Source organism: Clostridium sp. AF36-4 (genome assembly GCF_003435975.1).
Lineage (GTDB): Bacteria > Bacillota > Clostridia > Lachnospirales > Lachnospiraceae > Eubacterium_F.
Genome location: NZ_QTVH01000030.1, coordinates 1 through 26,340, shown reverse-complemented (window position 1 = coordinate 26,340; position 26,340 = coordinate 1). Strand labels below are relative to the sequence as shown.

At 38.6% G+C, this 26,340-nt stretch carries 29 protein-coding genes and 1 tRNA gene; 10 read left to right on the top strand and 20 right to left on the bottom strand.

What is annotated here, in order from left to right; all coding sequences use genetic code 11:
• Positions 1 to 101 precede the first annotated feature (101 nt).
• On the bottom strand, positions 102 to 269 hold the full coding sequence (locus tag DW005_RS12160) for a cyclic lactone autoinducer peptide (RefSeq protein WP_022375923.1): 168 nt from the start codon (positions 267 to 269) through the stop codon (positions 102 to 104).
• Positions 270 to 469: 200 nt separating this feature from the next.
• Between DW005_RS12160 and DW005_RS12155 the strand changes: the two genes are divergently transcribed.
• Genes DW005_RS12155 through DW005_RS12145 form a run of 3 tightly spaced genes read left to right on the top strand, consistent with a single transcriptional unit; the run spans position 470 to position 3,094 of the window.
• Positions 470 to 1,069 carry an accessory gene regulator B family protein gene (locus DW005_RS12155; protein ID WP_117479780.1) on the top strand — a complete coding sequence of 200 codons (600 nt, stop codon included), beginning with the start codon at positions 470 to 472 and terminating at the stop codon, positions 1,067 to 1,069.
• Entirely contained in the window at positions 1,054 to 1,794 is a 741-nt protein-coding gene (locus DW005_RS12150; protein ID WP_117479778.1) for a LytTR family DNA-binding domain-containing protein, read from the top strand. The genes DW005_RS12155 and DW005_RS12150 overlap by 16 nt, the downstream gene beginning before the upstream one ends.
• A 13-nt stretch (positions 1,795 to 1,807) precedes the next feature.
• Positions 1,808 to 3,094, top strand: a complete 1,287-nt coding sequence (locus tag DW005_RS12145; RefSeq protein WP_117479775.1) for a sensor histidine kinase — start codon at positions 1,808 to 1,810, stop codon at positions 3,092 to 3,094.
• A gap of 6 nt (positions 3,095 to 3,100) precedes the next feature.
• Here DW005_RS12145 and DW005_RS12140 read toward each other — a convergent pair whose 3' ends face one another.
• Entirely contained in the window at positions 3,101 to 4,522 is a 1,422-nt protein-coding gene (locus tag DW005_RS12140) for a spore germination protein (RefSeq protein WP_117479773.1), read from the bottom strand.
• A gap of 105 nt (positions 4,523 to 4,627) precedes the next feature.
• Between DW005_RS12140 and DW005_RS12135 the strand changes: the two genes are divergently transcribed.
• Positions 4,628 to 4,804, top strand: coding sequence for a DUF4250 domain-containing protein (locus DW005_RS12135; protein ID WP_022375918.1), 177 nt, complete (start codon positions 4,628 to 4,630; stop codon positions 4,802 to 4,804).
• Positions 4,805 to 4,821: 17 nt separating this feature from the next.
• Positions 4,822 to 5,250: a GNAT family N-acetyltransferase gene (locus DW005_RS12130; RefSeq protein ID WP_117479771.1), complete on the top strand. Its 429-nt coding sequence runs from the start codon at positions 4,822 to 4,824 to the stop codon at positions 5,248 to 5,250.
• On the opposite strand, the gene DW005_RS12125 is transcribed toward DW005_RS12130, so the two are convergent.
• From DW005_RS12125 to DW005_RS12115, 3 genes are all read right to left on the bottom strand, one after another.
• On the bottom strand, positions 5,247 to 6,254 hold the full coding sequence (locus tag DW005_RS12125; RefSeq protein WP_117479769.1) for an AI-2E family transporter: 1,008 nt from the start codon (positions 6,252 to 6,254) through the stop codon (positions 5,247 to 5,249). The two genes, DW005_RS12130 and DW005_RS12125, sit on opposite strands and share 4 nt — an antisense overlap.
• An 86-nt stretch (positions 6,255 to 6,340) precedes the next feature.
• Positions 6,341 to 7,060, bottom strand: coding sequence for a response regulator transcription factor (locus tag DW005_RS12120; RefSeq protein ID WP_117479767.1), 720 nt, complete (start codon positions 7,058 to 7,060; stop codon positions 6,341 to 6,343).
• 31 nt (positions 7,061 to 7,091) lie between these two features.
• On the bottom strand, positions 7,092 to 7,940 hold the full coding sequence (locus DW005_RS12115; RefSeq protein ID WP_022375914.1) for a HAMP domain-containing sensor histidine kinase: 849 nt from the start codon (positions 7,938 to 7,940) through the stop codon (positions 7,092 to 7,094).
• A 203-nt stretch (positions 7,941 to 8,143) separates the two neighbouring features.
• Here DW005_RS12115 and metK point away from each other — a divergent pair, with 203 nt between their 5' ends.
• Both metK and DW005_RS12105 read left to right on the top strand, forming a co-directional pair.
• On the top strand, positions 8,144 to 9,325 hold the full coding sequence (gene metK / locus DW005_RS12110) for a methionine adenosyltransferase (protein ID WP_117479765.1): 1,182 nt from the start codon (positions 8,144 to 8,146) through the stop codon (positions 9,323 to 9,325).
• 50 nt (positions 9,326 to 9,375) lie between these two features.
• Positions 9,376 to 9,447 (top strand) — tRNA-Arg (locus DW005_RS12105).
• 130 nt (positions 9,448 to 9,577) lie between these two features.
• Here the strand turns inward: DW005_RS12105 and DW005_RS12100 are convergent.
• The 5 genes from DW005_RS12100 to DW005_RS12080 all read right to left on the bottom strand — a co-directional run bounded on the left by DW005_RS12100 (position 9,578) and on the right by DW005_RS12080 (position 13,828).
• Positions 9,578 to 9,880, bottom strand: coding sequence for a type II toxin-antitoxin system PemK/MazF family toxin (locus DW005_RS12100; RefSeq protein WP_022375911.1), 303 nt, complete (start codon positions 9,878 to 9,880; stop codon positions 9,578 to 9,580).
• The gene (locus DW005_RS12095) at positions 9,880 to 10,122 is read right to left on the bottom strand and encodes a growth regulator (protein WP_022375910.1); all 243 of its coding nucleotides are present in this window, start codon (positions 10,120 to 10,122) and stop codon (positions 9,880 to 9,882) included. Before DW005_RS12095 ends, DW005_RS12100 begins: the two co-directional genes overlap by 1 nt.
• Before the next feature lie 407 nt (positions 10,123 to 10,529).
• Positions 10,530 to 11,201, bottom strand: coding sequence for a hypothetical protein (locus DW005_RS12090; protein ID WP_117479763.1), 672 nt, complete (start codon positions 11,199 to 11,201; stop codon positions 10,530 to 10,532).
• Positions 11,202 to 11,655: 454 nt separating this feature from the next.
• Complete coding sequence (gene glpK, locus DW005_RS12085) at positions 11,656 to 13,149, bottom strand: glycerol kinase GlpK (RefSeq protein WP_117479761.1); 1,494 nt, start codon at positions 13,147 to 13,149, stop codon at positions 11,656 to 11,658.
• A gap of 16 nt (positions 13,150 to 13,165) precedes the next feature.
• Positions 13,166 to 13,828 carry an MBL fold metallo-hydrolase gene (locus DW005_RS12080; RefSeq protein WP_117479759.1) on the bottom strand — a complete coding sequence of 221 codons (663 nt, stop codon included), beginning with the start codon at positions 13,826 to 13,828 and terminating at the stop codon, positions 13,166 to 13,168.
• 149 nt (positions 13,829 to 13,977) lie between these two features.
• Between DW005_RS12080 and DW005_RS12075 the strand changes: the two genes are divergently transcribed.
• The gene (locus DW005_RS12075) at positions 13,978 to 15,117 is read left to right on the top strand and encodes a glycerate kinase (RefSeq protein ID WP_117479757.1); all 1,140 of its coding nucleotides are present in this window, start codon (positions 13,978 to 13,980) and stop codon (positions 15,115 to 15,117) included.
• 13 nt (positions 15,118 to 15,130) lie between these two features.
• On the opposite strand, the gene DW005_RS12070 is transcribed toward DW005_RS12075, so the two are convergent.
• From DW005_RS12070 to DW005_RS12055, 4 genes are all read right to left on the bottom strand, one after another.
• Positions 15,131 to 16,516 (bottom strand): MATE family efflux transporter, encoded by a 1,386-nt coding sequence (locus DW005_RS12070; RefSeq protein ID WP_117479755.1) that lies wholly within the window; start codon positions 16,514 to 16,516, stop codon positions 15,131 to 15,133.
• A 121-nt stretch (positions 16,517 to 16,637) separates the two neighbouring features.
• Positions 16,638 to 17,348: a Type 1 glutamine amidotransferase-like domain-containing protein gene (locus DW005_RS12065; RefSeq protein WP_207658740.1), complete on the bottom strand. Its 711-nt coding sequence runs from the start codon at positions 17,346 to 17,348 to the stop codon at positions 16,638 to 16,640.
• Positions 17,349 to 17,389: 41 nt separating this feature from the next.
• Positions 17,390 to 19,558: a M56 family metallopeptidase gene (locus tag DW005_RS12060; protein ID WP_117479754.1), complete on the bottom strand. Its 2,169-nt coding sequence runs from the start codon at positions 19,556 to 19,558 to the stop codon at positions 17,390 to 17,392.
• Positions 19,558 to 19,938 (bottom strand): BlaI/MecI/CopY family transcriptional regulator, encoded by a 381-nt coding sequence (locus DW005_RS12055; RefSeq protein WP_117479751.1) that lies wholly within the window; start codon positions 19,936 to 19,938, stop codon positions 19,558 to 19,560. The genes DW005_RS12060 and DW005_RS12055 overlap by 1 nt, the downstream gene beginning before the upstream one ends.
• A gap of 160 nt (positions 19,939 to 20,098) precedes the next feature.
• Between DW005_RS12055 and DW005_RS12050 the strand changes: the two genes are divergently transcribed.
• Positions 20,099 to 21,151 carry an SLC13 family permease gene (locus DW005_RS12050; protein ID WP_117479749.1) on the top strand — a complete coding sequence of 351 codons (1,053 nt, stop codon included), beginning with the start codon at positions 20,099 to 20,101 and terminating at the stop codon, positions 21,149 to 21,151.
• On the opposite strand, the gene DW005_RS12045 is transcribed toward DW005_RS12050, so the two are convergent.
• A complete protein-coding gene (locus tag DW005_RS12045; protein WP_117479747.1) occupies positions 21,126 to 21,419 on the bottom strand; it encodes a DUF3892 domain-containing protein in 294 nt (97 codons plus the stop codon). The two genes, DW005_RS12050 and DW005_RS12045, sit on opposite strands and share 26 nt — an antisense overlap.
• Before the next feature lie 124 nt (positions 21,420 to 21,543).
• Here DW005_RS12045 and DW005_RS12040 point away from each other — a divergent pair, with 124 nt between their 5' ends.
• The gene (locus tag DW005_RS12040; RefSeq protein WP_117479745.1) at positions 21,544 to 21,846 is read left to right on the top strand and encodes a hypothetical protein; all 303 of its coding nucleotides are present in this window, start codon (positions 21,544 to 21,546) and stop codon (positions 21,844 to 21,846) included.
• A 71-nt stretch (positions 21,847 to 21,917) separates the two neighbouring features.
• Here the strand turns inward: DW005_RS12040 and DW005_RS12035 are convergent, their stop codons facing one another.
• From DW005_RS12035 to DW005_RS12020, 5 genes are all read right to left on the bottom strand, one after another.
• Entirely contained in the window at positions 21,918 to 22,898 is a 981-nt protein-coding gene (locus tag DW005_RS12035) for a diaminopimelate dehydrogenase (RefSeq protein ID WP_022377624.1), read from the bottom strand.
• Positions 22,899 to 22,994: 96 nt separating this feature from the next.
• Positions 22,995 to 23,477: an NUDIX domain-containing protein gene (locus DW005_RS12030; protein WP_117479743.1), complete on the bottom strand. Its 483-nt coding sequence runs from the start codon at positions 23,475 to 23,477 to the stop codon at positions 22,995 to 22,997.
• Positions 23,478 to 23,492: 15 nt separating this feature from the next.
• The gene (locus tag DW005_RS13695) at positions 23,493 to 23,672 is read right to left on the bottom strand and encodes a hypothetical protein (RefSeq protein ID WP_147324441.1); all 180 of its coding nucleotides are present in this window, start codon (positions 23,670 to 23,672) and stop codon (positions 23,493 to 23,495) included.
• A gap of 332 nt (positions 23,673 to 24,004) precedes the next feature.
• Positions 24,005 to 24,229: a hypothetical protein gene (locus DW005_RS12025; protein WP_117479742.1), complete on the bottom strand. Its 225-nt coding sequence runs from the start codon at positions 24,227 to 24,229 to the stop codon at positions 24,005 to 24,007.
• 211 nt (positions 24,230 to 24,440) lie between these two features.
• Positions 24,441 to 26,267 carry a hypothetical protein gene (locus DW005_RS12020; RefSeq protein WP_117479740.1) on the bottom strand — a complete coding sequence of 609 codons (1,827 nt, stop codon included), beginning with the start codon at positions 26,265 to 26,267 and terminating at the stop codon, positions 24,441 to 24,443.
• Between the last annotated feature and the right edge of the window lie 73 nt (positions 26,268 to 26,340).

Below are 26,340 nucleotides of genomic sequence, written 5' to 3'. Positions count from 1 at the left end.
CGAATGGTCATTTTTCATCCTTGAACGGTCAAAATCTTCTCCGTTTGAAGTATCTATTTACTATAACGTTTCAAACGGAGAAAATCTGACAAAATAATTTACTAAATTTTCTTTTGTTCCTTTTTCAGAAATTCCTTAAAACCTTCTGGTTCTTTTGGCTGATAAAACAATACATGACAATATTCAGAAGCAACTGGCGCCGCAAAAACTGCCATTGTACAAATCCCCTTACAAATTTTCTGAATTAATTTTTTGTGTTTGAAATACATAGTATTTTCCCCCTTTGTTATTTTTTTGCAGTATATCATATAATCTGACTTTTTTTCTTTTTCCGTGACGAGTGGTCAAAAATAAGGGACGAACGGCAATTTGACCGTTCGTCCCTTATTTTTAACCACTCGTCACATTTTTTCTGTTTATAACATTTTTTAGTATATACTAACATTCTACAAAAAAGGGGGAATCATCTATGATACTTACAAAATGGTTAACACAAAAAATCATCAATATTGCCTTGGCAAACGATAAAACAGAAAAAAAAGATTTTTTCTTTTATTGCATTAACACATTATTAGAACAAATACTATTTGCCGTAACTATTCTATTGTTCGGCTTGCTTACAAATAAAATTACATCCTGTGTTCTCTTTCTCCTACTATTTACAGGATTCCGACTAACCAGCGGCGGCTACCACGCATCGAAACAATGGATATGCACAATTCTGTCGTACATCTGTGCTATTGGAACACTTATTGTGTCACCATTGGTTCCCACTGGTCACCCTGTCATTTGGCTTACAATTTTTTCGGTCCTTGCATTTATTATTGTTAAAACACCACTGGTAGACCACCCTAATAAACGCTTTACAGAGACTGAGAAGCAAATATTAAAACATAAAAATTATTTATTCATCAGTATTGTAACTTTTGCTGAAATTGTTTTTTGCTGTACAAATTATGCCATTTATTATAAACTTATTACCATAAGTTGTTTTATTACTGTACTTAATATCTTAGCAGGCATATTCAAAAATAGGAAGGAGGCGTATTCATCATGTTATTTAAAGTAGCAATCTGCGATGACGAAGAAAAGGACATTCAGGCGATACAACGTTTTTTACATATTTACGAAATGCAGCATGACATTGATTTCGAAATCAATACGTTTCAAAACAGCACAAAACTTTTGGAAAAATATGATTCAGCAGGAAGATACAATATTCTCTTTTTAGATGTTGAAATGCCTAAACTAAGTGGTCTCGAAGTAGCGGCACACATACGAGAAATTCCAGATAGAATGGCAAAAATTGTTTTTGTTAGTAACTTTCCGGAGTATATGCAAGACAGTTTTAATGTGGAGGCTTTTCACTATTTTCCAAAACCATTTCTTTTTGAAGATTTTGAAAAACTATTATTCCGCATTATTAAATCTTATCGTGAAAGTGAAAATGCTTCGTTTCTTTTGAAAGAAGATGGTGCAGAAGAAGTGATTTTTGCAGAAAATATTATTGCCATCCATTCTATTAATGCAAAAAAGAAACGGATACAAATTTTTTTAGAGTATAAAACTATCGAAGCCTATGGTGTTTTATCCGAATGGGAAAAAAAACTAAATTCGGATTCATTTTTTTGTCCGTGCCGAGGATACTTAGTGAATCTGAACCGAATTCATTTCATTAAAGATAACGAACTGATTATGAGCAACAATGAAAAAATTCCCCTAAGTCGAAGACAAGAAAAAGAACTTCGGAGTATTTTCTCAAAGAAATTATTATCTATTAATCAAGTTCGTTAGAAGGGGGAAACGCATGCTAGATATCATCTGCTCAATATTTGATATGGCATTAATAATTATATTTTTTAATGCCATTATGAAAAAAAGAAGGGAGGCTGTTCCTTTTTGGCTTTTTCTTTTTATTTTCGCTTGCATAGAAGGACTTCTTGGCTTTTTAGCCCAGTTTCTTTCCTATGCCAAGCAAAACCATTCTTTTTATATAATGGCCGGAATCAGTTTGCTTTCTCTATTTACTCTATCTTTTTTGTATGAGGGAAAGTTTGTTCATCGTATTTTCGCTGCTATTACATTTCAGCTATTTGCAACTTTAGCAGAAGTCTTTACGTTTTTATTCATTAAGTTGTTTCCTGTAGAAACAAGCGAAAAGCTTCTTGGAAATCCAGTTGTCTGCTCAATTGTATCGAAATTATTTTTATTCCTTTTCATTATGATTACAAATATCGTTTTTTTGAAAAGGAAAAAAATTTTTTCCTTTCAATACACATTATTAATATGCATTATGCCACTTGTTTCTATCATAATCATGATGACAATACCGGATCAATTTGAAATGGTATCAAATCCATTTTCATTGTCCTTTATTGGCTCTGCTGGTTTGCTATTTATCAATGTTGTAAACTATTATCTGTTAGACAATATTTTGAATGTGAACCGTCTCCAAAAAGAAAAAGAGCAGTTGAATCAGCAGCTTGCTTTTCAGTCAACAAAATACCAGCAGATTTCTACAGCATACCGTAACACGCGAAGTTTAATGCATGATACCAAAAAACACTATTTTTATATAGAAGAATGTGTAAAAAAAGGCAACTACGATGTCATTGAAGACTATTTAAAAAAATCTATGGAAGACATTGAACAATCCTATAACCGTATAAATACAGGAAATTTGGTTATTGATGCCTTTGTAAGCAATCATATGTCAATTGCCGAAAAAGAGAACATTGAATTTCGGACGGACATCCAGGTAAGCCTGTCTAACATTCAAATCGATGATTATGACTTTAGTATCATTTTGGGCAATCTGCTAGACAACTGTCTGAATGCCTGCCGTGAAATTCAAGTGCCGGCTCCGAGACAAATTGAAGTATCCATCCGTACCACTAGTAAAGAGCTTTTACTGCACATTTCAAATACCTTGTCTCATCAAGCAAAAGAACATGAAAAAGATGAAATGGTACACGGATACGGAATCACAAATGTGGAAAACATTACGTTAAAATACTATGGTACCTATGTCTACTATATTGAAAGGGATAGGTATCATGCTATTGTATCCATTCCATGTAATATCATGATATAACGCCGTTTATTTTTCCGAACTCGGCAGATTTACCCGGAAAAACCGTCGCAAAAACTGTTTCGCATTAAACGGAACAATCGGATAAATATAGCTTTTTCCGCTGATTGTCCGGTTCGTCACAATCAAAACAACTACCAGCACCGTACCGGCAAGCAGCCCCCACGGACCAAATGCAGCGGTAAGACAAATCAAAATAATCCGCATGAACTTCAGCGCATAGCCAAGTTCCAAACTGACCTGCGTGTAATTTGCCACGGCCACAAATGCCATATACAGCATGATTTCGGCATTGAACCAGCCGGAACTTACCGTATAATCACCCAATATAATACCTGCCACGACACTAAGCGGCGTGCTCAGCATATTCGGAGTATTCACCGACGCTAGTTTTAATCCATCAATGGCGAACTCCAAAATCAGCATTTGCAGGAAAATGGGGACATTCACCGGGTCATTAATCTGAATAAACTTTAAGGACTCCGGAAGCCACTCCGGATGCATAATAAAAAGTAAAAATACCGGCGTCATAAAAACGGCAAGAAAATCAATGACCATTCGCGACAGCCGCAGGTAAGTTCCTGTCACAGGAGGAAAATAATAATCGTCCGCATCCTCGACAATATCAAAAACCGATGTCGGTAAAATCATGGCAGATGGCGAATTATCCACTAAAATTGCCACACTTCCCTCCAATATACTGGCTGCTGTGACATCCGGACGTTCCGAAAACTTGAATTTCGGAAACGGATTATACCACTTGTGCTGATATAAACATTCTGCAAGACTCTGCTGATTCATGGAAAGAGAATCAATCTCAATCGCGTCAATCCGCTTACGAATGTTGTTTAACATTTCCGGCTCCACACGGTTACCCATATAAGCAATTACGACATCTGTCCGTGAACTTTTTCCTACTGTATGCATTTCCATCACAAGGTCCGTAGAACGAATTCTTCTTCTGACCAATGCCGTATTATACACAACGGTTTCCACAAAACCATCTCTGGAACCGCGCATTACTTTATCTTTTTCCGGTTCGTCGACCGAACGTGCCGGATATGTTCGAAAATCCATTGCGAGCAGTTCGCAGTATCCATCCACCATCAAAAGCGGAACACCCGATAAGCACCTCTGAATTAAATCATTTTCTGTCCGCACTAAATCAATCTCACCATACGGCAATTTTTCATTTAAAAAATCATGCGCTGTTTCCGGCATTTCCTCCGGTTTAATTTTATAGAGAAATTCTAATACCTTCTCCATAATTTCGTCTTTACAGAAACCGTCAACAAAATAAAAACAAGCCTTTTTACCACCAATAATCACCACCCGGTACAGCAAATCAAAGCTTTTATCAATCTGCAAAAGTTCATCAATCCGCTGTTTATTTTTGCTAAAATCCTTTGAAAATTCTGTTCTCTGCGACATAATCACCTCCCAAAAAGATTCTTTCTTCTAATAGGGTTGACAAGAAACTATGTTTTTATGTATGATAGTTGGGAATCAATGAAAATACACAGGAGGTGTTTGATTGTGGATGTACCACAGGACCCCATTATTTTAGTTAGTTTTGTAAATACAAAATTACGGGATCAATTTGCAACTTTGGAAGAATTGTGCCAGACATATGAACTGAATCAGGCAGAGCTTTGTCAGACATTGGATTCCATTGACTACCAGTATGATGAAACAACCAACCAGTTTGTCTGATACTTTAGGAGCTTGCCATGAACATAGAAAATATAACATTAAATCATTCCATAACAATTGATGAATATAATGACCTTCGTGCAAGCGTAGATTTTATTACCATAAGAGAAAATCGCGCCCGCATCGCCCTCGACCATTCCCTCTATACCCTGATTGCCAGAGAGAACGGACGGCCCGTGGGCATGGCGCGTGTTGTCGGAGATGGTGGGTACGTCTATTTTATCTGCGATGTCATTGTGCGTCCATCGCACCAGTCGCAGGGACTTGGACGATATATTATTGAGCATGTTCTTTCCTGGCTGGAAAGTCAGGTGGATGAGGGAGAGACCATTATGGTAAACCTCATGTCCGCATTGAACAAAGAACCTTTTTACGAAAAACTAGGTTTTCACACACGTCCATTTTCAGACCATGGCTCCGGTATGAGCCGCTGGATTTCCCGCTAGGTTCGTTCCCGCTCGATGAGTTCTTCGCGTACCGCTTTCAAAATGGTTAGAGAAACCGGCCCCAAAATCACACCGCCGATGCCAAATAATTCGATTCCGGCGTACACGGAAATAATCAGATACAATGGTTTAATCCCCACTTCTTTTCCAATCAGTCTCGGTTCTAAAATTTCTCTCAAAAATGTAACCACGCAAAAAAGAGTTGTAACAATTGCTGCATCATAATATCGTCCGCCAATGACACTTAATACCGCCCATGGAATCAATACCATACCGCTCCCAAGTACCGGAAATGCATCCAGTAAAGCAATTCCAATCGCAAGAAGTATCGCATAATCATTTCCCATGAAATAAAAACCAAGTGCCAAAAGTGCCGCAATAATGAATAACAACAGTGACTGCGCTTTGAGATAAGCAAGTCCGGCACCACGCAGTTTTTGCACAAACGGGCGTAGCCTCCCACGCACCGCAGGCATTTTGTCATCCAGCAAAATTAAAAGCACCGACAAAAAGAAAATAAACAGAGAACTAATGGCTCCAATTCCCTTTTTTACGAGAAAAATGGCACACCCGGACAATCTGGGAAGTAAATCCGTGCCAATTTTCTGATAAAGCCCTGCTGCCTGACCCTCTAAATAATCAAAACTGCTTCCATCCGCAAGCTCCAGCATCCGGTCGCAGTGACTGCACATTCTTTCAAGCATTCTTCCGCAAATCTGCCCATAAACCGGTATTTTCTGCAGCAGCATCATTCCCTGACTAATAATTAATGTAATGATATAAACACTAAATCCCCCTAAAATCAACAGCGTAAAAAAGACAACTAAAAAAATACTGACTTTCCGCCTCCATTTTAATTTATTTACCAGAAATTGTATCATTGGCGATACCAGTTTTGCAAAAAAATAGGCAAGTACAAAGGGAAGCGTCAGCGGAAGCAGAAATCGAAAAGAAAACCACAACAAAATCGTAAGGCCAATTAAAATCAAATGTCTTGTTTTCATGCCGCACCTCCCGTAAATATAAAAAGCAGCAGACCATACGGCCTGCTACCTTAGTATCTTCGATTTTTAATTTTTTATCCCTGAAATTAATTGGCGCGGAACCGGTATCCAACACCCCAGATGGTCTCAATATACTCCGGATTGGATGTATCCTGCTCAATTTTTTCACGAATTTTTTTGATATGCACGGTAACGGTGGCAATATCGCCAACCATGCCATTTTCCCCAATCGGACCTACATCCCAGATTCGCTGGAACAGCTCTTCTTTCGGGAATACATGATTTGGATTTTTTGCCAAAAAGTAAAGCAAATCAAATTCTTTGGAAGTTAAATTTTTCTCTTCACCACGAACAAATACACGACGGGCGGTACGGTCAATCTTTAAATCACCAACCTCAATCGTCTCATTCTTTGCTGTCTTCTCAGATGATTTCTCCGTCAAAGACTCATAACGGTTTATATGTGCTTTCACACGTGCCACCAATTCACTCGGACTGAATGGTTTTGTCATATAATCATCTGCACCAAGTCCTAATCCATGGATTTTATCAATATCTTCCTTTTTTGCCGAAACAACAATGACAGGTGCCAAATACTTTTCTCTGTATTTGCGGCAAATTTCGAATCCGTCCTGTCCCGGAAGCATTACATCAAGAATCAGCAAATCATACTCTCCGCTCATTGCTTTTGCTTCGCCCTCAATGCCGTCGGTCTCAATCGTAACCTCAAAATCACTAAGCTCCAAATAGTCTTTTTCCAACTCAGCAATTGGTAATTCATCTTCAACAATAAGTATTTTCTTCATACTGGCCCTCCATTCTACTAATCCTATGCTATCATATTTTTTTCTTTTCGTCTACTTTCTTTGGCAAAGAAAAAGAAATTTTCGTCCCTTTCCCCTTTTCGCTTTCCGCATAAATCTGTCCGCCATGGTCTTCAATTATCTTTTTTGCAATCGCAAGACCAAGTCCGGTTCCTCCGGTTTTTGAATTTCTGGAACTGTCGGTTCGGTAAAAACGTTCAAAAATCAGCGGTAGTTCATCTTTCTCGATTCCCGAACCATTATCAGTAATCCGAACCCAGACCATTTTCCCGGCATCCTCAATATGAAGAAATATCATTCCCAAATCTTTATCAATGTATTTGTATGCATTTCCAATTACATTATAAAAAACTCGTTTTATCTTTTCCTCATCAATGTAAAGGCACGTTCCCTTTTCCACATCATTTCGATATAAAAAATCAATCTTTCTGGTTTCCAAGTCAAGCGACAAATTGCTCATACACCGGCTGATGTATTCATCAATTTCGACACCTCCTTTTTTATATTCAATTTCTTTATTATAAATTTGAGCAAACAACGACAACTCATTTACCAGATTTGCCATGTCATCTGCTTTATTTCTTATGGTACTGATATACTTGTTCATGCGGTCAGGGGTTGCCGCCACTCCATCTAATATTCCCTGGGCATACCCGCGTATCGCCGTTAAGGGTGTTTTTAAATCATGTGTAATATTGCTTAGCATTTCCCTCATGACAAGTTCAGATTCTTCTTTTTTTTCATCCAGCTGCTTCTGTAATTCATCTACCTGTTTGGAAAAACGCTTCTTATGAATGGTTATGGAAATAATATTCTGAAGCCCCAAAACAACAAGGCAAATGACAAAAATGTGAATTGCCATAGTTCTCCTCTTTATCACTTTTTATTCTTTATTTTACCGTCTGTTTCTATCATAACATAAAAAAATAAAAATGTGTAAAACTTTATCATTTTTTATCATTTTTTCCAACTGTCATTTTTTATCATTTTTTCCAACTTGACGATATTTTACTGTTATAGTAGAATAAGAATGTTATTTACGTATGAATTTGAATGGAGGAAACCATGGGTAAGATACTTTTTACTTCTGAATCGGTAACCGAGGGACATCCGGACAAAATCTGTGATCAGATTTCCGATGCCATCTTGGATGCTATGCTCGCACAGGACCCAATGAGCCGTGTTGCCTGCGAAACTGCAATCACTACTGATTTAGTTTTAGTTATGGGTGAAATTACATCCAATGCAACGGTTGATATTGAAGCAATCGTTCGCGATACAATCTGTAAAATTGGCTATGACGATGTTGCAAAGGGCTTTGACGGAAAAACCTGCCAGGTTAAAATTGCACTGGACAAACAGTCTTCCGACATCGCAATGGGCGTCGACAAAGCATTAGAAGCGAAGCTGACGGACTCCGAAATTGAATCGGAAGGTGCCGGCGACCAAGGTATGATGTTTGGTTACGCAACAAACGAAACCGACGATGACTATATGCCATATCCGATTTATCTGGCGCACAAATTGTCCCGCCAGCTTTCCAAAGTCCGCAAAGACGGAACGCTTTCCTACCTGCGCCCGGACGGCAAGTCACAGGTCACGGTAGAATACGACGAAAATGGAAATCCACTGCGTTTGGATGCTGTTGTTGTTTCATCGCAGCACAGCGAAGATGTTTCCTGGGAACAGATTCAGAAAGACATCCGCAAATATGTCGTAGATGCTGTTCTCCCTGCAGAATTAATTGACAAAGATACAAAATTCTATATTAACCCAACCGGTCGTTTTGTAATCGGCGGACCAAACGGCGACAGCGGTTTAACCGGTCGTAAAATCATTGTCGATACTTACGGTGGCTGGGCACGCCACGGCGGTGGCGCTTTCTCCGGAAAGGACCCGACAAAAGTTGACCGCTCGGCTGCATACGCAGCCCGCTACGTTGCCAAAAATATTGTAGCTGCCGGTCTGTGTGACCGTGCAGAAATCCAGTTGTCCTACGCAATCGGTGTTGCTTCACCAACTTCCGTACGCATTGACACATTTGGCACCGGCAAATTACCGGAAAGCAAATTAGTCGACATCATTGCCGAGAACTTCGATTTGCGTCCGGCCGGCATCATCCAGATGCTCGACCTCAGAAAACCAATCTATTCCCAGACTGCTGCCTATGGCCACTTCGGCCGCAGCGACTTAGACCTTCCTTGGGAGAGATTAGATAAAGTCGATGTTTTGAAAAAATATCTGTAATTACCGGATAAAATAAAAATCTCCGGCTTATGCTGCATAAGCCGGATTTTGCTCTCATAGTTAAATGGATATAACAGCCCCCTCCTAAGGGGCAGTTGTAGGTTCGATTCCTACTGGGAGTACTCGCGAAGTCAAAAAGCCATGCAGAGAAGAGAAGTTTAACACCATTCAAGCTTGCTTGAATTTGGTGTTATGACTTCTCTTCTCTATAGGGCGCATGCTCAAAACACACATGGAATTTACTTTTATTTCCTAAACATATTCAAAGATACCTTGAATAGCATCCGATATATTAACCATCTCTGAAATTGGCAATCTGTCCACTTTTTTGTAACCGCGAAATGACATATCTAACAACGCCAGTTTTTCACACTGTATATAGCCTTCATTTTCTTCTGTAGACATCCATATATGAAGTGGACCCGCAGTCGAATTTTTAATAATCGGACATCCAATTATTTCACCGCTTGTATTAAAAAAATCTTTGCTAACCACCAATACAGGATGTTTTATTTTTTCAATCTTAAGAATATCTCCTTGGTGTAAAGACGCCATTACCACACCTCTCTTCCAACCGGTTCGCCCCAATCATATTCGCCGTCAAGCATTAACTTTCCATCGTATTCAGCAGCTCTGTCTTCCAACGTTTTATGCCGAAATTGTCTTGCCAAAGTAATCACCCCATCTGATACCTCAACATCCAAGAATTCATTTAATTTGATTCCCGCACTTTTCAACACTTCTTTGGATAAACGAATCCCTTGACTATTTCCCCATTCCTTCACTTGTGCCTGCATATAGATTCCTCCTTACATTTGGTATATACATAGTGTATACCAAACAACAAAAAATATCAATAAGTTTGTCGATATACTCACACGTATATTCGCCTTGCTAATATATTGCTCCTTTGCTAATACAGCTACCAAAAAACTCGCATCAAAGTTCTCCTAAGCGGTAGGTCGGAGGTTCGAAACCTCTTGGGAACGCTAAAAGCCGTTGGTTTGAAACTTTTTAAGTTCTGCACCAACGGTTTTCTTTTTACAAAGAGTCGAAAAAACACAGAAACTCGGAATGGATTTCTGTGCAATATTTTTTCTAGGTTACTATGTTCCTTTGCGACAGGACGTTTGAAGAACGTCCTTCATAAGGCTGTGGCATGTTAAATCCTCTTTCTATTACATTCTGATTAAAGTAATACAATTCAATCACTTTCATCATCTCCTCTCTCATCCATCCAGTAGTCATAAGCTTCCTCGTACCCATAATCATATGCCTCTTCACTTTCATCATCCCCAAATTCGTCATATGCAAATTCTTCTGCATAATCAGAAGCATAATCATCCGGATCATCGTAATCCTCAACACCATTTGTTATCTTTTGATTTACTTGCGGTTTTTGCGTTGGATAGTAGCTTGTACGGTCACTATCAGACGAACTGGTATCATCCGAATCGGCGTCGTCATGCTGATCCGATGAACTCGATGAACTACTCTTGCCTCTTGAACTGCCAAAAATTCTCGAATCATATGATGAATGAGAACCCGAATAATTATAATCATAAGATGAACCTTTTTTTCGGTTCGCCTTATAGCCCTCTTCCGATACAAACCAAGTTCCCGGAAGAAGACACACCGCTATAATTATCGCAGTAATTTTTACAGCCTTCCGAATTTTTCTCATGCGTTCCTCATTACCTCCATTGGCTTTATGGAATGTAATTCGGTTTGTAATTATAAACACATCAATTACCGTACAAATAAGTGCCATAATTAAAATTGGAAGTGGTTGATGAACATCATTTACTACACTTAGAAATGCCACAATCGGCATTTCAATCAAAATAAAACCAAATATCAATAATAAAAATGTCATATGAAACTCTCCCTTCTCTTGTATGTTCTTAAGATTATCTCCTTACTGTCAACAAGATTATAGCGCCTCTCATTGTACTATATTCCGTACACCTATCCATACATAACCCCCCATTGACCTAACTCGCAAAAGCTTCTCTTGCGGTCAACCAAAATCCTGCCTTCCTTTGACCTATTTCCACTTTTTTTCTAATTAAGTCAACTTTTACAATATATTTGTTGACCTAAATTTGGATTATCTTAAATACAGTCATTCACCTTGGTCATTTTTGATGACCTATTTGATAAAAAGCGACCTTTAAGTCAACTTTTATCTATAAAACAGTTGACTTGATTTGCTATTTTTCAAAATCAGGTCAACTAATCATAAATATCGCCCACAAAAAAATTCTAATAACAGATTTTGCATTTCGTTCCACCTTGTTTCTTTGCTCTATTTAATCTCCTTTCCAATTCTACTCCTCCGCCCAGGCAAGCGCACAGCGTACGGCACGCTTCCACCCGGCTAATTTTTCATTTCGCAATTCTTCCGGCATATCTGCCACAAACGTTTTAGATAGTGCCCAGTTTTTACGGATATCGTCCACATCGTCCCAGTAACCTACGGCAAGTCCCGCCAGATAAGCAGCTCCCAGTGCGGTTGTCTCTACACACTCCGGTCGAAGCACATCAACACCTAGTACATCGGATTGGAACTGCATTAGAAAATTATTATTCGATGCCCCGCCATCGACTTTAAGACTGACAATATCAACACCGGATTCCTGCTCCATAATTTTCAAAATATCGTAAGTCTGATATGCCATCGCTTCTAGGATAGCACGCACAAAATGCTCCTTTTTACAGCCTCTTGTCAACCCTGCAACTGTTCCTCTTGCGTATGGATTCCAATATGGGGCACCAAGGCCGGTAAACGCAGGAACCACATAGACACCATTCGTATCTTCCACCGCATTGGCAAATGCCTCTGTCTGAGCAGCATCTTTCACTAACTCCATCTCATCACGCAGCCACTGCACACCTGCGCCAGCCACAAAAATACTACCCTCCAGCGCATATTGAATTTGATTTTCAAAACTTGCTGCAATCGTAGTAAGCAAGCCGTTTTTTGAATTTACCGCTTTTTCTCCCGTATTCATCAACAAAAAGCAGCCGGTTCCATAAGTATTTTTCACTTCCCCCGGCATAAAACAACACTGTCCAAACAAAGCCGCCTGCTGGTCTCCTGCTGCCCCGGCAATCGGGATTTTCCCGCCGAGCAGACTCAAATCCGTGCATCCATAAACACAGCTGGATGGCCGAACCTCCGGAAGCATAGATTTTGGAATATGAAAATAATCTAACATCTTCTCATCCCAACGCAAATTATGAATATCAAACATCATCGTTCTGGACGCATTCGTGTAATCGGTTACATGAACAGCACCCTTCGTCAAATTCCAAATCAGCCAGGTATCCACCGTTCCAAAAAGCAAATCACCTGCTTCTGCTTTCTCCCGCGCCCCTGTAACATGATCCAATACCCACGCAATTTTCGATGCAGAAAAATAAGCATCTGGAATCAGTCCCGTCGTCTTTCGTACATAATCGGCCAGACCATCTTTCACCAGTTTTTCAATGTCATCTGCTGTTCTTCGGCACTGCCACACAATCGCATTGTAAATAGGCTGTCCTGTATGCCGGTCCCAGACAATCGTCGTCTCTCTTTGATTCGTGATGCCAATCCCCGCTATATTTTCGCCGGTTACACCAATTTTACTCATCGCCTCTGTCGCAACAGATAACTGTGATGCCCAGATTTCCATAGGGTCATGCTCCACCCATCCCGCATGAGGATAAATCTGTTCAAATTCTTTCTGCGCCATGCCGCAGATATTTCCCTGCTTGTCAAACAAAATACAGCGTGAACTTGTCGTTCCCTGGTCCAGTGCTAACACATACTTTTTCATGTATAACCTCCCCATATTATTTTTTAATTACATCCGCATACTCTGGATATTCTGCAAGAAACTTATCGATAATGGAACAATGGCTCCAAAAGTGCATTGGATACACCTGCTTTGCTTTTACCTTTTGAAGAAAATATAATATTCCATCTGCATAACGTCTTTCCTGCCTTGGATCCAGTGGAACAAAAGCAACATCCAGTGAAATATTTTTCATCTTATCAATCTCATGCCTGTACATCCCTGTCATTTGCCGGTTTTCCCTCTCCGATGCAGAATCAAACACCCAGTCATGAAGGTCTCCCGCATGATAAATCTTTCCTTCCCCGCAAGTAACGAGATACGCTACGCCGGCATCTGTTGAATGAAATGTATCCACCAAAAAATCTGCCTCAATTTCATAATGTGCATGAAATCCGGCTTTTAAAACAGGAATTCCATCCGGATATTTTTTCTCCTTAATATCCTTTGCAAGAATCGCAAGTTTCGGTACAATCCCCTGTTGTTTCAAAAGTTCAAATACTTTTGGTTCATAATGATCCTGATGTCCATGGCTGGCGAACACATATACCGGTTTATCTGGATTTAACTTCGGCAATTCTCCTTTATAATAATCAAATATAAAATACCGTTTGGCTGTCTCGACTAAAAAACCACTATGAAAAATCCTTGTAATCTGCATGCACCTTTCTCCCTCGTTTCTTTGCAAATTATTATACCATTCCCCTTTTCTATGCGCAAATCTAAAGCAGAAAAAACTTCCATGGTTTACACATATTTTTAGTGTGTTATAATAAATTTACATCACAAAACCACATTGGAGGCCATCGTATGAAAGTTGTCGTTGCCATGGATTCTATGAAAGGCAGTTTAAGTTCTTTAGAGGCAGGAAATGCCGTATCGGAAGGAATACACCGCGTATTTCGCGATGCAGAGGTAACTGTCTGCCCTTTGGCAGATGGCGGAGAGGGAACCGTAGAAGCCCTTACCCTTGGAATGAACGGAACAATCGAAAAAGTCAATGTCACAGGACCGCTTGGCTCCATGATAGAGGCTTCTTATGGCAGAATTGCAGAAAGCAATACGGCAATTATTGAAATGTCCGCAGCCGCAGGAATCACGTTGGTAAACGAATCCGATAGAAATCCACTTCACACGACAACATATGGCGTTGGGGAGCTGATAAGAGATGCGATAAAAAAGGGATGCCGCAAATTTATTGTTGGTATCGGGGGAAGTGCGACCAACGACGGGGGAATCGGTATGCTCGAGGCTCTCGGCTACAGCTTTTTAGATGCCGATGGAAAACAAGTTCCATACGGAGCAAACGGACTAGCCTTAATAGAAACGATAACCGATGAGCATGTTATGCCAGAACTGAAAGAATGTAAATTTAGAATTGCATGCGATGTAACAAATCCGCTGTGTGGCGCTAATGGATGCAGCGCTGTTTTTGGTCCACAAAAGGGTGCAACACAAACGATGATTCCCAAAATGGATACATGGCTTATGAATTATGCAAAAAAGACAAAAGAAAAGTATTCCGGCGCCAATCCAAATCAAGCAGGTACCGGAGCAGCCGGAGGACTTGGATTTGCATTTTTATCTTATACAAATGCCGTATTAGAATCCGGCGTTAAAATTATTCTTGAGGAAACTAAGTTAGAATCTTTTATTAAAAATGCAGATTTTGTAATAACCGGTGAGGGACGATTAGATGGACAGACAGTAATGGGGAAAGCACCAATTGGCGTAGCAGAAATTGCAAAAAAATACGAGAAAAAAGTTCTTGCTTTTGGCGGATGCGTCGCAGAAGATGCCACATTGTGTAACCAACATGGCATCGACGCATTTTTCCCTATATTGCGCACGGTAACAACGCTGAAAGAAGCGATGGACTTTAACCATGCAAAAGAAAATTTAAGTGCTGCCGTTGAGCAGGTGTTTCGGTTGATTCAGAGTATTAAGTAAACTTACGCCCCTCCTAATTCGCCCCTTCTTCCAATCCATCCTTAGGTAACTTATGCAAAAACACAACAGCAATTGGCATTGATATGGCAGATGCCAGAATATCCGTAGCCGGCTGTGTCCACTGAATTCCCCGTAGTCCAAAAAGCGTACCAAGAATTAACAAAACCGGAATATAAATTGAACCGCTTCTAAATGTCGCTAAAATCGTTGCTCTCCCTGCTTTACCAATTGATTGAAACAACATATTGGCACAGACACTAAAAGGGACTGCCACCTGTGACGCACATTGAATCACAAGTGCATAATACGCAATATCATATGCATCCTGATTGGATAAAAACTGCATGATAATCTCGCTGCGAAAAACAAACACCACTCCTGTAAATACTACCATATTAGCCAGTCCAAAAAATAAGGTAAACCAAAACGCCTTGCGCAGCCTCGTATATTTTCTTGCTCCATAATTGAACGACGAAAGCGGTTGAAATCCCTGACCAATTCCAAGTGCCACACTGAAAATAAACATAAAAATTCGCGATACAACACTCATCGCAGCAATTGCTGCATCCCCATAAATAGCAGCTTGCGCATTCAATACCATCGTAGAAATACTTGCAAGCCCCTGACGCACCATACTCGGAAAACCGGACGCAAGAATACTTCCAAAGACACTTGCTTTCTTCGTAAAATACCGAATGGACAAACTGCTTTGTGTCTTACCGCACAACAAAAAATACAGTAAAATGCCAAAAGATATATACTGTGAAATCATAGTTGATAAAGCTGCACCACGAACTCCCATGTGAAGCCCAAACATGAAAAACGCGTCCCCAGCCATATTCAACACACCACCAGATACCAGACCAACCATCGCAAGACTTGCATAACCCTCATAGCGCAAAATGTTGTTCATTACACAACCTGTCGCCATCGCCGGTGCAGAAAGCAAAACATAAAAAGCATATATTCTTGCATATGGTAAAATTGTCTCTGTACTTCCCAGTAACCGGCACAAACCATCCAAATTGAGAATACCAAACACACTAACAACTGTCCCGGCAAACAGCGCCAAGTAAAATCCTGTTGCCGAAAATGCACGTGCCTGCTCCTTTTTATGTGCCCCCAAAGCCCTGCTGATATTTGTTCCTGCACCCTGTCCAAACATAAAACCGAACGCCTGAATAATTGCCATTAGACCAAACACAATACCAACTGCTCCGGTCGCACTTGTTCCAAGCCGGCTGACAAACCAAGTATCTACCATATTGTAAACATTCGTAATCAGCATACTAATTGTCGTCGGAAGCCCCAGTTTCATAATTAACCGGCACACCGGTTCTTCCGTCATTTTTCGATATTGTTTTTCCTCACTCGAAAGCTGCTCCGTGTTCTCTTTCATCGCCGCATAAGGCCTCCCCAAGTTGTAAAATAATTTGTTTTTATTTTATCACATTTTGTTTGCTTACGGCAATATTTAAACGGATAGCGTTCGTGGCAGGTGTTTCGGTTGATTCGAAGTATTAAGTAAAACGTAATTGCTTTCCATCTTTTATTATGAAGGCTTCGCCATATACACTTTCCTCGCCATCCACTGACACAAGAAAACTGCCATCATTTAAAGCAAGAAATTCTTTGCCCATACTATCCGGATAAGTAATATCTTCCATCACCCGGAGCCCATCCACAATGTCATTCTTTACATCTTGATAATGAGGTATTATCATTTTATTGGTAATTCCAAGCCCCTCCATAAATCTTTTATACTCTTTACTAACAGCCTCGCCCTCTAACTCAGGCTGTGCATAAACAACAGCCGCACAATTCATAGAGCCAGCACTCCATGCAATCAGCATTCCTTGAAAGTTTTCCAAGTTCTGTTTCAACCTAATTTTTTTAAAAAACTTATTCTGGGTGGGAACATGTCCACCTGCCAGTATTATCACATCATATTCACTTATATTTTGTGCCATCTCCTCATTACGTGCATCACACATATCAAAAGACTTCGCATCTAATCCACTCATTACGAAAGCTTCCCGTTGACAGAACAAAATATTATCATTTCGTATAAAATCATTGGGTCCGGCACTTATAATGAGAACTTTGGACATAGGCTTCCAATATTTTTTAATTTGGTCTAACAAACCATTTTCATTTTGCAAACAAGTCGGAATACGCTTGCCGTTTACTTTATAAGAGCCTCCCAAAGAACTTGTCAATATTGCTACCATATCTTTCCTCCTTTAAAACAAATTATATGTTCCTAATTTAATTACGCCCCTCTTTTTATCTTCTCCGAATATCCATAATATCCTCGCCCGCTCTTTTGATATTCCTTCACATCAAATTTCTGTGCGGCATCCAAAATCTCTTTCATTTTTTCTTCCCGCTCTTTATCGGTCTTGCCGGGGATGAAAGAATCAAGCGCATAACTCATTTTTTTGTAATCAATATCCAAAACCTTTCCATGGAAAAGTTCCTTGTAAATACTCGCTCCGGAAATAAATCCATTTAAGTATGTTGGATGAACTTCATCCATTGACTGAATATCATAGTGCTTGAGTATCTTTCTCTGGACAAGATCATCACACAAATCACCACCCGGTGTAAATCCAGCAAGCGGTTTTGAAAAATCATTTTTAAATTTGCAGTAATTTCTATATCTCGTGTAAATGGTTCCAAGCGAATAAATTTTTGCATCTTTGCGGCATTTATCAGAAAGAGTGGAAACCATCATTGCCTCATAATCGTGAAGTGGCTGGATAAGAATTACATCTGCTGTCAGATATGCCGTTTCCGGCAAATCCTTTTGAAAATCATTCAAATGGTCCATTACCATGTAACCGCTTCCTGTATTTGTGTAATGAATCACCGGCCCTTTTTTCTGGTCACAGATATCCTGAAAATAGGTATCCAGATTTCCATCTTCAATCAAACTATTTCCAATAAACCAGACAATCGTTCCCTTTCCTTTCGTCTTGACCTCTTTTAATTTGGGACATCTTTTGAAAATGTCATCGGATTTGAGAGCCATTTTATTTCCAATTGTAATCTCCTCGCAGTCCGGTAAGTTAAAAAATGCCATAGAGCCAATTGTTTCTACCGAGGCGGGAATCGTAATTTTTTTTACATTACAATTCTTAAATGCCCCCGTCCGAATTTCGTTGACTGTTTTTCCCTCTATCTTCTCTGGCACAGAAACTACATCTTCCTTGCCAATATAGGCTTTAATGCAAATCTTATTCTTAACAACATCATATTGAAAAGGGACGTTCGCTTCTGACCATGGCTTTACCTTCCACTGCTCTCTTTGCACTAGGCAAATGGACTGTTTCCTTTTGCAGCCTTTTTTGTCTTCTGTCACAACCTGGTACAATACCTCTTCTGAATTCTCACTCGTTTTGTTAAGGGAAACAATTTTTCCGGTAACTTTAGGATGAAAAAAATAATCCATCTTTTCCGGTACACATATTTTTTTCAGACCCAAAAAGTATTCCTGGTTACAATAAAAAACGTACTGCCGAATTGTTTCTTCCTGATTCATATTATGTAAAAATGGAATTTCATAAAAACATGTTCCAGCGCAAAACAGCACAACCAGAATCCCCATCAGAATCTGTCCTTTTTTGTTTCTCTGCTTTGACAAAACATTTCTAATTCGAGCCTTTAACCCATAAGAGGAAGGTGAAATCATAACTGCATGGCAGAATAATACGTCTGTATTTAATCTTTCCACTGTCAAATCCAGCAAGATTTTTCCGTATTCTTCTTTTGCAATTCCCATGCGATTAATTGTCCGCTCGTCGCACGCCATCTCACAGTCCCTTTTTGATAATACGGCTGCCAGCCAGGCAATCGGACTAAAAAAGAAGACCGCTGTCAAAATCATTCGAACTTTTCCAAAAAACAAATCCCCAGAATCCAAATGACTGGTTTCATGTTTGATAACCGTCTGAAAAACTTCCAAATCATTGGCTGCCTTCCGACCTACATAAATCGCTTTTTCGCCATGTATTTTAAATGCACAGGACGATGCAATATCATTTACCAGATAGACCGGGTAAGCTGCCGTATCCTGCGGAAGTTTTTCTCTTTCTTCATATAATTTCTTTTCAAAGCGAAAATTTACGAACCACTGCCAAACAAGCACAAGTACACTTCCCACCGTCCACACAGTCATGAACCAGACCGGAATACGGATAGCGGAAGCGTCAAACCGGGCAAAGGAAACCTGCGGCAGCATAGCTAGTATTTTCCCAATCAGATTTACCAAAACAGTCTGCTTTCCTGCTTCAAATAACAACCCAAACGGCAAAAAACGAAGCGGGATAAATAACCACAAAGCGTAACGCATTTTTGCGGAAAGAAAGGAGCCAAACAAAGCCCGTAACAAAATCAGAAAAAGCATCAAAAGATGACATTCCAACATAAATTCAAACATTATTCTTTCCCCTCTCTTGCTTCATCTAACATACGATATAACTCATCCAAATCTTCTTTCTTAACCGCCTTGCTGCTAAGAAAAGAATTAACCATTAATCGTAAACTGCCCTGACAAACACGCTCAAAAAACTGCTCTGTCTCCTGCTTTACAGTTTCTTTTTGTGAAATTAACGGATAATACTCTTTGGCGCGGCCATTTCTCTCAAATGCCACTGCTCCCTTTTTCTCCATCCGGTTCAAAAGCGTTATCACCGTGTGTTTATCCCACGCTTTCTTTTCACTTAACGCAATAACAATTTCGCTGATTTTTTGATTCGGTTTGTTCCACAGACAATTCATAATCTCCCATTCTGCATCCGATAAATGAATCCTCCCCATAAGTAACCTCCTTTTCTTTTGGTAATCATTTGTATACCTTGTCTTTATAGTACTTGATAGGTATATATTTGTCAACCAAGAATCAAATAATTTTAATCACTTTATTTTTTTCCGAAGTTAGCCGATACATAATTGGACTATTATAAAGAGGTATTACACTATGGAAATTTTTTATCAATATACAATTGGACAAATTAATTTTGAAACACTTGGCTTACTTTTCAGTCTGATGGGTGTTGTCGCCGGTATAACCAAGTTGGGTTATATTGACAATTTCACAACATTTTTCTTAAATAAAACAGGTAACACATCTAAACTTGCTCTCTTTCTTATTGGCGCATGTTTTTTTCTTAGTATGCTTTTAACAAATGACGTTGCACTCATCGTGCTTGTTCCTTTTTCCATTGGCATTCTAAACCGATTAAACCGCAATGATTTGTTAATTAAACTTCTTGTGTTAGAAACAATTGCAGCCAATATGGGCAGTATGATGACGCCAATCGGCAACCCACAAAATGTTTATTTATTCCAAAATTACCAAATGACACTTAGCTCTTTTTACGCTGCCATACTTCCTTACGGAATCGTCGCCTTTCTTTTTTTACTGGCTCTCATTTTTTTTAATTTTAAAAAGGAAAAAATAGCAATAACAGTCGATGAAGAAAATAGCTTTTCAAAATCTCTTAAGTACAAAAGATTTTGGAGCCTTGTTTTTATTTTATTATTTATTTTGTGCCTTTTGAACATCCTTCGAATTGTTCCCCATTATGTGACCTTTACTCTAGTTCTTGCCAGCCTTTTTCTTTTCGACAAAAAAACATTTCGAACTATTAACTTTAACTTATTAATCAAATTTATCTGCCTTTTTATCCTTGTTGGGGATATTGCACAGATTCCATGGATAAACAGTTTTTTATCCCACATTATTTCTGGAAGGGAAATTGGTGGCGGCATCTTCGTCAGCCAGATTGTAAGCAACGTCCCTGCCGCCATCTTGTTATCTAAATTTACCCAAAATAGTACCGCCCTTTTAATCGGAGTAAATATTGGCGGCTTAGGAACTTTAATTGCTTCTATGGCAAGTATGATTTCTCTTGAATACTACAAAAAAACCAGCGCTGCAAATTCAAAAAAATATATTGCATGTTTTACAAAATATAATTTGATTTTCCTTGTCCTTGAACTTGTCACCGCACAGTTGGCAGGCTGCTGAGATTATTCGTCTCCTTTCCATCCGGAAGTGCCTTTAAATACTCTGTATCCCCACGGTGCGCTACGCCCACGCCCTGAATATCGCCCGCTTTTGCCATAGCAACTCCTTCACTCTTACTTACCATTTGTCCATCCGAAAGCTTATAGCCGGTTACTTTTCCCTGCGCTTTCACAAGTCCAACAATTTCTTTTGCATTCTCTGACGGCTGTGGGATTTCATCCAGTGCAGCCATCGGAAGAGCGCTTTTGAAATTATCCTTTTGATTCATTTTTCTGTCCTCCGTTTTTATTTTTAGATTGCCCAGTTTTTTGTGTTCTTATAAATAAAACAGTTGTCATTATTTTACTTTTTATGTATAATGAAGTTATTATAAAAAAGGGGGGTATACAGTTATGACTAAAATTTATCTTGCAGAAAACTTTTTAGAAGCAGACCAGATTATTTCCGAACTCGAAGCCAATCACATTTTTGCTAAAAAACATGAAATCATCGAAACATCCATCACAGCCCGGATGGCAAAACCAGTATTTGAAATTTATGTCGATGAAAAAAATGTGGAAAAAGCCGTTGAAATAATCAAACAAATGTCTCTTTCGGACAGCAGCGTCAAAAGCCGCCGGATGGGACACCGCATAGCCGCACTTATCATGGTAGGTGTTGTTGCAGTCGGCATTTGTTTATCTATTATTTTGTAAAATCAACCCCCGGATTCTTATCATGAAACCGGGGGTAATTATTATGATTAATTTCTAGCAATACACATTTTTTACAACAGATTTTTGCGAAGTTCTGCTCCATCTTTGGCACTTAAATAAGCCGGAGCAATATCGAATACTGTCTTGCATCCGTTCTGTCCTTCTTTGTACAGACGATATGCTGCCCGCGCATAAGCCACGATAACACAGGAAGTAAATTCCGGATTTGAATCAAGTTTCAAGCTATATTCAATTACATGACTATTTTCCTGATTCCAGCCTGTTTTTCCGGAACGAATTACAAATCCTCCATGTGGAATACCACTGTGGTTTGCTTTCAATTCTTCCTCACTGATAAAGTGAACCGTTGTGTCATAATCTGAGAAATAATTCGGCATATTTTTAATAGTTTCCTCTACCTTTGCAGCATCCGCACCATCCTCTAATACAACAAAACACTCTCTGGTATGTTTCTGTCTGGTTGTAAGTTCCGGATTTTCACCATTTCTTACAGCCTCCAATGCAGCCTCTACCGGAATTGTATACTGTTTGCCATCTTTTACACCTTCCACGCGGCGGATGGCATCCGAATGTCCCTGACTAACTCCTTTGCCCCAGAATGTGTAATCACGTCCCTCCGGCAAAATGGCATTGGCATACATACGATTCAAAGAAAACATTCCCGGATCCCAGCCCACGGAAATAATACCAACATGTCCGCTTTCTTTTGCAGACTTATCAACATTTTCAAAATGCTCTGGGATTCTTGCGTGTGTATCAAAACTGTCTACGACATTAAACATCTTTGCATATTTTGGTGTCTGCTCCGGCAAATCCGTAGCACTTCCGCCGCAGAGAATCATAACATCAATCTTATCCTTCCACTGCTCTACATCATCAACAGAACAAACGGCTGCTCCCTCTGTCAAAATGGATACTGTCTCCGGCGCACGTCTCGTAAATACCGCAGCAAGCTCCATATCCGGATTCTGCTTAATTGCACATTCCACGCCTCGTCCAAGGTTACCATATCCTAAAATACCAATTTTCATGTTTCTTAGTCCTCCTATTCCGTAATTAAATTACAAATCTATTTTACTTTTTTCACAAAAAAGCGTCAACCGGAAAATTAGAGGTAAAAAAATAATTTACCTTCTGTCGTCCGTGCACATATGCTTTACAAAGCCGCATGGCTGTTTTAATTCCGTCCGGAAAAATTCAGGATAAATTTTCTCATCACCATCCATCGTCAGCCACACCAATCGTTCTTTGTGATTGCTCCCCGTAAAACTCTCGCAAACCGGCGAAAAATCTTCTGGCATTTTCATATAAAAATAGAACGAAATTTCATAAACTACTTGATTCTCTCTGCCCGGCTCGTCCAGATAAAAATAATTTTCATGAACAAATCCCAACCTGTCAATTTCCATCTGTGTCCCTGTTTCCTCAAGCACTTCCCGCACAATTGCCTCTTGCGCTGTCTCTCCAAATTTTATGCGGCCGCCAATGGAATATAGAAAAGGATCTTTGTCATTTTCCATCATTAGAAATTCATTTCCTCTGCAAATAATTGCGCCAACTCGAATGTTAAGTAAACCATCATCAATTGGTACTGTACAATCTGAACCCATTTTGTCCTCCTCCCCTTATATCCTGTCAATTTCTTTCCATGTATCATCAATTGGCTGAACTTTTCCCTGTTCCATATCATCTATAGCCACATCCAGTTTTGAAAAAAGTTCATCCATGGCATCATTCACCGTCATTCTATCATCCGTGAATTTTGTTACTTCCGCCAATGCCATATTAACCGTCTCCTTTTCCATATATATTAATCCACCAATCATTGTAGTATATTATTTATAACTTATTAAGGAGAGGAAAATATTTCCTCTCCTTAATATTCACACTAATAGTCATATTTTCTTCTGTAAATTCATATATTATATTAACGGGGGTGTTAATATAATGAATATACAAACTATCACATACTACACAATCTTAAAACATATGGAAAAACTTGGCTACTTTACAATCGATGAACTCTTAAATTCCCTTAAGCATTCTAATATTGCAAAAATTGAAGTCTTATCCGCAATTGATGATTTAATTTGTACTAGTGCAATATGTAGTCATTTCGATCATTTCTGGATTTCACCTAAGATATCTTCCTTCCTACAAACTCATATGCCCAGCAATCATCAATAATCTCTGAATATCTTACCCATCCAGTTTCACATAAATAATCCAAAACCTCCAAAATAAAGGTCTTATCATTAACTCCCTTTTCTTTAAGGCTCATAAACAAGAAAGATAAACTAAACGGTCTCTTCAACTCCATAACTGTCTCTAAAATAAGTTTTCTTTCCTTCTTCTTGTCCATAATCATTTCCTCCATATTGTACATTTTACTGGGTTTTTTTGCATATTAATTGTACACTTTTTTTAGTTTTCTGTCAACCAAAATCTTATAAAACCCCATAATTTCACTCGTTTTACTATATTTTCTGCAATAATATATACACAAATATTTACAAAAATTCTAGTTTAAACTATATACTGCTTTTGCCAAACAATCTCCCATTCTAATATAATTACTTCTTTTTAGGGTTCGGCTGCTCACTTAATCTATCAAGCACTATCTTCGAAAGTACCTCTGCTAAATATTCATATATCATATTAATATTACACATAATTACTTCTTCTCGACTAGTATCATACTGTGGTAAATAGAATACATGGAATAATGGCAACAAATTTCTTGCATTTTTCAAGTCATCACCTATATTAGAGACTTGCCCAAGTGGGAAAACTTTACCCATGTGAGTCAAGTTAACAGGATATTTGGCTACACTATATCCTGTTTTAAATTCACAAGATCTTACCAAAAAATGTGCCACCCCACAATTATCTTTTTCTTCTTTTAAAGAATTAAGATATATTTCCGCTTTTGAATAAATATCCTTTTTATCATCAATGTCACCTATAATCATATCCCAACAATAGTTCCAGCAGAAAGACTTTGTTTGTTTACAAAACTCTAAATATGAATTTGAAAGCTTCACAAGGGTAAAATTGTCCCAATGTTTCTCCTCGGATGCATCCATTTCCAATATTTTACTTCTCATGCTGTCATAAAACTTTTCATCTAAAAATCTAAAATCTCTTGAACGTTTTATCAAAGAATGATACCTCTTTTTTGTAGAAATCAACTCTTCAAAACGATTCCACTCCGGATTATTTCCATATACACTCAAATTATAATATTTACTAGAACCATATCTTTCAAAAAATTTATTCCGAAGTAAAGTATCAATCCAACTGTCATCTAATTGAATTATCTGGTAAGCAAGGCTTCTATTTGTCCGCAATTCACCAATCAAACGCCATATACTGCTTATTTCAAGTGGCAAAACAACCTCTAATTCCTCCTCAAATGTGCCTTCCCCATCCAACTCTTTCATTCCCAAATCAACAATAACTTCTGACAACAAAATTTCATGTTTATGCACTCTATGATGAAAATTCATTTTAGTAAAAATATTCCATCTCCTATTTAGTAAATCCTCAATTTGATCTGCAGTTTTTGACATAGGACAAAACAGATATTTCTTGGTTTTTATCTCCAATTTTTCCTCCGGCAAACCTTTGTCTTCCTTTTCTTTTAATACAAACGCCTTCACCATTCTCTCATAATTAAATTTACTTGCAAGTAAACCAGCACAATATGCATCTCTAGTGCAATAATCTAATCTATCAGCATCAACTGTCCCAGCAGTGATAGAATGAATTTGAGAAAAAATCGAATCTTCACCATTCTTTGATAGTAAAATACTCTTGGCAACAAAAAAAGTCATTGCCAAAAACAATCCCTCCGTTCCCATTTTAGGACTTTCATCTATGATACTCTGATAAATTTGATCAACTAGTAATTTCCCAATATTTTCATGAATTTCGTCTTTTTCATCACCCGCACAATAGGGTTCCATAACTTGTAAAAATTTTTTGTGGCGATCCGTTCTATCTGCATCATCTATTTCTGTGACTCTTTTAAACAAATCTTTAAAAGCATATTCTAACACATGGCTATATGGCAAGTGTCCAACATCATGCAACAAACCAGCAAGGCGAACTGCCTGAAATGTTACCAAAAATAATAACATATTTTGGGGTTCTTCAATATTCCCCGGATAATATTGACAATACATTTTGGATTTAGGAATCGGTAATTTCAAAATTTTTTTACCCTCATATTCTTGCCTAATACTCTTCTTAAGAAAAACAAGTTCAGAATTTTCAACTTCCTTTCTCCAGTTAATAATTTCTTCTTCGATTTCTCCAAAAAACCCCCTTAAATCGTCGTCCTCTGCATTACACACACTATAATAAAATATCTCGCCAGCTAAATGCATTGTTCCCACACTATGTTCAAATCTTTTTATATAATGGCTCAGTTGTCAAGACAAAAATTTGATGTTTTTATAATGAACTGAT